This window comes from Streptomyces palmae (genome assembly GCF_004684805.1).
In the GTDB taxonomy this organism is placed as follows: Bacteria; Actinomycetota; Actinomycetes; order Streptomycetales; family Streptomycetaceae; genus Streptomyces; species Streptomyces palmae.
In genome coordinates, this window is record NZ_SRID01000497.1 from 1 (window position 1) to 4157 (window position 4157).

Annotated in this window: 3 protein-coding genes; all 3 read left to right on the plus strand. The window is 71.2% G+C overall.

Going from position 1 to position 4157, the window contains the following annotated elements:
* Positions 1 to 44 precede the first annotated feature (44 nt).
* On the plus strand, positions 45 to 1652 hold the full coding sequence (locus E4099_RS29865; RefSeq protein WP_135342236.1) for an NAD(P)/FAD-dependent oxidoreductase: 1608 nt from the start codon (positions 45 to 47) through the stop codon (positions 1650 to 1652).
* A gap of 31 nt (positions 1653 to 1683) precedes the next feature.
* A complete protein-coding gene (locus E4099_RS29870; RefSeq protein ID WP_135342237.1) occupies positions 1684 to 3255 on the plus strand; it encodes an FAD-dependent monooxygenase in 1572 nt (523 codons plus the stop codon).
* A partial coding sequence (locus E4099_RS29875) for an alpha/beta hydrolase (protein WP_135342238.1) occupies positions 3252 to 4157 on the plus strand: 906 nt, incomplete at its 3' end. The genes E4099_RS29870 and E4099_RS29875, both read left to right, overlap by 4 nt.

Below are 4157 nucleotides of genomic sequence, written 5' to 3' on the forward strand. Positions count from 1 at the left end.
CCACCGCCCCACCCCGCCCTCTTCCGCACACGAAGGGTGAACCCATGAACACGACCGACCCCGCGCACCAGCGCTACGACGTGGCCATCCTCGGCGCGGGCATGGCCGGCGGCATGCTGGGCGCGGTCCTCGCCCGCAACGGCGTCAAGGTGCTCCTCATCGACGCCGGCACCCACCCCCGCTTCGCCGTCGGCGAGTCCACCATCCCCTACACCTCGGCCATGACCCGGATCGTCGCCGAGCGCTACCAGGTCCCCGAGATCGAACACCTGGCCAGCTTCCGCGGCATCCAGGACAACATCTCCCCGATGAGCGGCCGCAAACAGAACTTCGGGTTCGTCTACCACCGCGAAGGCCGGCCCCAAAACCCCCTGGAGATCAACCAGCTCGTCGTGCCCGAGTGGCAGCGCACCGAGAGCCACCTGTTCCGGCAGGACACCGACGCCTACCTGTTCCACCTCGCCGTCCGCTACGGCGCCACCCCACTGCTGAACACCCGCGTCACCAGCGTCCAGACCGGCGCCGACACAGTGCTGCTGCGCTCGGAGCGCGGCACCCAGTACCACGCCGAGTACCTCGTCGACGCCAGCGGCTTCCGCTCCCCCCTCGCCGAGACCTTCGGCCTGCGCGAGGAACCCACCCGCGCCCGCCACCACTCCCGCACCCTGTTCACCCACATGGTCGGCGTCACCCCCTACGACGACACCTCCTCGGCAGCCGCCCACAAACAACCCAGCCCCTGGCACCACGGCACCTTGCACCACGTCTTCCACGGCGGCTGGCTGTGGGTGATCCCCTTCGACAACCACGACGGGGCGATCAATCCCCTGTGCAGCGTCGGCCTCACCCTCGACGAGCGCGTCTTCCCCAAGGACGGGCACTCACCCCAGCAGGAGTTCGACGCCTTCCTCGCCAGGTTCCCGCAGATCGCGGAACAGTTCACCCACGCCACCGCGGTCCGCCCCTGGGTAGGCACCGGCCGACTCCAGTACTCCTCCTCCCACACGGTCGGCGAACGCTACTGCCTGACCGCACACGCCGCCGGATTCATCGACGCCCTCTACTCACGCGGCCTGACCAACACCCTCGAAGTCGTCAACTCCCTCGCCTGGCGCCTGATCGAGGCCACCCGCACCGGCGACTGGTCCACGGAACACTTCGCCTACATCGACCGCCTCCAGCAGGGCCTGTACGACGTCCACGACGACCTCGTCTACAGCTCCTTCGTCGGGTTCGGCCACTACGACCTGTGGAACGCGGTCACCCGGGTGTGGGAGGCCACCAGCATCATGCCGACGATGACCGTCGAGCGGGCCTACCGCGCCTTCCTGGACAGCCGCGACGACCAGCTCTTCAAGGACCTGGAGAACAGGACCGCCCCCGGCCTGCCCGACCCGGTCGGCCAGGACATCGGCGCGCTGCTCACCTTCACCCGCACCACCTGCCAGGCCGTCGAGGCAGGAGAGACGGAGCCGGCCGCCGCCGCACGGCTGCTGTTCGAACGGCTGGACGCCTCCGCGTTCCTGCCCGAGCCGTTCGCGCTCGGCGACCCCGCCAACACGTGCTTCGAAGCGACACCCGACCTGCTCGGCCAAGCCCTCGAATGGGGCAGGACCAAGGCCCCGCGGCACATCGCCCGGCTCTTCGGCTGAACCGGGACCCGCGATGGGGACAGGAGGAACAATGGACGCCGACGTGATCGTGGTCGGAGCCGGCCCGACCGGTCTGATGCTCGCCGGAGAACTGCGCCTGGGCGGCGCCCGCGTCCTGGTCGTGGAGCGCCTGGAACAACCCACCGGGCAGTCCCGCGGCCTGGGATTCACCGCACGCGCCATGGAAGTGTTCGAACAGCGCGGCCTGCTGCCGTGGTTCGGCGACCTGGAAAAGGCCCCCCAGGGCCACTTCGGCGGCCTGCGGTTCGACTACACCGTCCTCAAGGACGCCCACTTCGGGGCCCGCGGCGTCCCGCAGTCACACACCGAGGACGTCCTGGAGAGGTGGGCGATCTCCCTTGGCGCCGACATCCGCCGCGGCTGGGAGTTCCTCGAACTCGACAACCACACCGACCACACCGACCAATCCGACCACACCGATCCCGTCACCATCACCGTCGCCACCCCCAACGGCATCCAGCACCTGACCGCCCCCTACCTCGTCGGCTGCGGCGGCGGCAGCAGCCCCGTACGCCGCGCGGCCGGCTTCTCCTTCCCCGGCACCGACGCCACCCGCACCATGTACCTCGCCGACGTCGCCGGCTGCCGACTGCGACCGCGCTTCCTGGGGGAGCGGCTGCCCGGCGGCATGGTGATGGCCGCCCCGCTGGGCGACGGCGTCGACCGCATCATCGTGGTGCCCGACGCCGTACCCGGCCGACAACGCGAACGCACCGTCAGCTTCGCCGAGATCGCCGACGCCTGGCGCCAGATCACCGGCGAGGACATCAGCGGCGGCACAGCCCACTGGGTCAGCTCCTTCACCGACACCACCCGGCAGGTCACCGAGTACCGCCGCGGCCGCGTCCTGCTGGCCGGCGACGCCGCACACGTCCACCTCCCAGCCGGCGGACAGGGCCTGAGCACCGGCGTACAGGACGCGGCCAACCTCGGCTGGAAACTCGCCGCCCAGGTCCGCGGCCACGCACCGGCCGGCCTCCTGGACACCTACCACACCGAGCGGCACGCCGCCGGAGCCCGGCTGTTGATGAACACCCACGCCCAGGGCATGCTCTTCGTCGGTGGACCCGAGATGGACCCCCTGCGCGAGCTGATGGGCGAGCTCATCCGGTACGACGACGTCAAACGCCACCTCGCCGGCCTCGTCTCCGGCCTGGACGTCCGCTACGACGTCGGCCCCGGCACCCACCCACTGCTCGGCCGCCGTCTCCCTGCGCGCCCCCTCACCGGCCCCACCGGCCCGACCGGCACCATGGAACTGCTGCACCCGGCCCGCGGCGTGCTGCTCGACCTCCGCGACGACCCCGCGCTGCGGGCCGTGGCCGCGCCCTGGCGGGACCGGGTCCTCACCGCCACCGTACGGCCCCAGGAAGGCGAACCCGACCTGTCGGCCACCACCGCCCTGCTGGTCCGCCCCGACGGATACGTGGCCTGGGCCACCGAGACCGACCCCGACCTTGAAGAACTCCGCACCGCACTGCTGCGCTGGTTCTCCACCCCCCACGACACCTCCCAGGACACCCCTGACGAGACCGCGATCGACGCCGCCCAGGCCGCCACCGCGGCAGGCAGCCCCGCATGAACGCGGACCCACCACCACCGGACCCGACCAGAACCACCAAGACCACCAGGATCATCGCCAAGGACGCCACCGGCATTTCCCTGTCCGGCCTGCTCTCCACCCCGCCCCGAGCACCCCGCGCCACCATCCTCGCCCTCCACGGCGGCGGCATGACCGCCGGCTACTTCGATGGCAAAGCCCACCCCGGTCAGTCCCTGCTCACCCTCGGCGCCCACCTGGGCCACACCGTCCTGGCCCTGGACCGCCCCGGCTACGGCGCCTCCGCGACACACCTGCCCAACGGACAGACCCTCACCGAACAATCCACCCGAGTACGCACCGCCCTCACCCGCTACGCCGCCACCCACGACCTGGGTGCCGGCCTGTTCGTCCTCGGCCACTCCTACGGCGGCACACTCGCCCTGACCTGCGCCGCCGACGGCTTCACCATGCCCCTGCTCGGCCTGGACATCTCCGGCCTCGGCCACCGCCTGGCCGCACCCGCCGGACAACAGCCCTCGGCCGCGGGGGAGGGCCACTGGAGAAACAACTGGGGCGCCCTGCGCCTCTACCCGCCCGACACCTTCCGCACCTGCCCCGACATGCTCGCCCCCATGCCCGAACGCGAACGCGCCGAGATACGGACCTGGCCCACCCGGTTCCCCGACATCGCCGCCCGCGTTCGGGTGCCCGTCCGCTTCACCTTCGCCCAGTACGAGAAGTGGTGGCGCCACGACGAACACACCCTGACCGAACTGGCCACACTCCTGCCCCAGGCACCACGCGTCCTGGTGGAACGCCAACCGCAAGCCGGCCACAACATCAGCCTCGGCTGGACAGCCCACACCTACCACCTGCGCGCCCTCGCCTTCCTGGAGGAATGCCTCGCCGGCCGCGCGGCCGCCGGCCACCCCCTCCCCACC